The sequence below is a fragment of the Kitasatospora sp. NPDC001225 genome (assembly GCF_053597855.1).
Map to the genome: position 1 here is coordinate 1 of NZ_JBSFJC010000370.1, position 2,261 is coordinate 2,261.

Annotated in this window: 2 protein-coding genes; both read left to right on the forward strand. The window is 68.2% G+C overall.

Translation table 11 applies throughout. From position 1 onward, the window contains the following. On the forward strand, positions 1–1,332 hold a 1,332-nt coding region (locus ACWDCZ_RS40535; RefSeq protein ID WP_449818616.1), incomplete at its 5' end, for a hypothetical protein. Between the two features lie 26 nt (positions 1,333–1,358). Next, positions 1,359–1,892 carry a hypothetical protein gene (locus ACWDCZ_RS40540; RefSeq protein WP_387976899.1) on the forward strand — a complete coding sequence of 178 codons (534 nt, stop codon included), beginning with the start codon at positions 1,359–1,361 and terminating at the stop codon, positions 1,890–1,892. Positions 1,893–2,261 lie beyond the last annotated feature (369 nt).

Consider the following 2,261-nt stretch of genomic DNA (forward strand, 5'->3'; position numbering starts at 1 on the left):
GCCCTCCCGGTGCGGGCCTCCCTGTTCGCCTTCAGCAGCGCGCTCCTCTGGGCCCTGGCACTGATCGCGGATCCGGCCTGGGCTGCCGCCGAGTTGCTGGTGGCGCTCGGCGCAGGCCTGACCGCGGCCCGCTGCGGCCTCCGGTGGTGGGGGCGGGAACTCCGGTCGGACCTCACGGCCGGGGCCCGCGTCCCCCACCCGCGAGATCCCGCACCCACCGAAGGCAGATTCACCAACAGCGTCCGCCATTCGTTCGATCATTACTTCAGCGTTCGCACGCCCTACGGGTTCACCCCGGACGCCTGGCTCGCCCACACCGTTCAGATCCGCGGCAGCCTCGCCGCCGAGATCGCGGACCTCTACCGGGAGAGCCGGATCAGTGTGGAGCGGGTCGCCTGGTTGATCCGCTACCTCGCCGAGGACGCCCGGAACCGCCACAACAACGGCACCCTGTTCGATCGTCACCGCCAGGACCCGACTCCGGCCGGGACGAAGGCCCTGACCGTGGTGGCCCTCGCCGTTCTCGGCGCCGCGGCTCTGGCCGCATCCGGCACGGCGATCTCGGGTGCCGCCTCGCCGCGACCGCTGTGGGCGTTCCTGGCCGTGCTCGGTGCGGCCTGGTCCGGGCATGCGGCAGCTTTCCGGTGGCTGGAGATCCGACGTGAAGAGCACCGACTGGCCCGGGAGACCCAGGAGTACCACGAGCAGCTGACCGCACGACAGATCGCCCACCAGCGCTGGAAGGAATTCCTGGACGTCATGCGCCCTACCGAGCTGGAAATGGAGACCTGGCTCACCTGCGACAAGACGTCGTTCGTCGATGAGGCGCTCCGGTACCACCGGCTCACCTGGCGTGACCTGATCACCCACACGATCCTGGTGGCCCCGGCTCCTTCCTGCAAACGGGGCCGGGTCCGGGGCGGCTCCTGGCGGTACTCGCGCTACGTCTTCCGTCTGTTCCTGTTCACCCAGGACGGCGTCCGCGAGGTCAGCTCCGAGTTCAAATTCTCCGACGCGACGCGCAAGAACGAGCAGCGGAGCAACTACCGGTTCGATGCGCTGTCCTCCGTGCAGGTGACGGAGAACGCCGACATCGGCTACGACCTGGAGCTCGTCCTCACCAACGGTCCGACCAGGAAGATCCGCGTCAAGGACACCGACGCCCATCAACTGGCGCCGGACGAGAACGCTCAGGAGATCTCCGAGATCAACCTCAGCGCGGCCGGCTCCACCCACGCCTTCCGCATCCTGGAGGGGGTAGCGGCGGACGGGAAGGGCTGGATCGAACGGCACGGCCACGACAACCTGACGCCCTTCCAAATCGTCGGCTGATCCCCAACTCGATCTTGGGAGTTCCCGTGACCTCCACAGACGATGTCACCGAGAGCAAGATCCTGCTGGCCGAGTACGACTGCCTCAAGGAGGAGCAGAAGACCCGTATCGGGTTCCGCGACAACCTGCTCTACTTCACGCTCGCCGCAGCCACCGCAGTCGTGGCGGTCACCGTCCAGAGCGGACAGTCCCGGCTGCTGCTCTTCGTCCCCGCGATCTGCCTGATCCTGGGCTGGACCTACCTGGTCAACGACGAGAAGATCTCGGCGATCGGCTGCTACGTCCGCGACCGACTGGGACCGCGCCTGGGGGAACTCGCCTCCGCCCACAGCACGGTGTTCGACTGGGAGGTCTACCACCGCAACGTCGCGGGCCGCACCGTGCGCAAACGGCTTCAGACCGCAGTGGACCTGTTCACCTACCTGGTCCTGCCCATGGTCTGCACGACCGCGTTCTGGCGCTCTCACACCGCCCAGCCCCTGCTCGTGCTCGCTTCTCTCGTGCAGACGCTCGCCCTGGCCGTACTGGGCTGGCAGTTCCTGCGTCGTAAGGAGCAGTAGTACCAGCCCCGCCGGACCCGCTCCACACACGTACGGTGCCTCCGGTGCGTGGAAGCGCGGGCAGGGCTCCGCTCTATGGTCAGCAGGCGTCCGGCTAGGGTCGGGAGAATTCGTCCAGGTCGAGGGTGCAGGTGCGTCTGTCGGCCAGCTCGATGGGCAGCTTGCCCGAGCAACGTGCCCCACTCGCGCGGGTACCGCCAGAGGCCACGGTGGCCGCCTCCTGCCCTGGTTCAGCAGTACCGGCCGCCGGAGACGAACCACCTCCCAGCAGGCACCGAGAGAGTGTCACGTGCTGCTCCGGCACCCCCTCGGGCGAGGCGGCCAGCTTGTCTTCAACCCGGCCTCTGCCCCCTGTCCCAGCCGCTGACC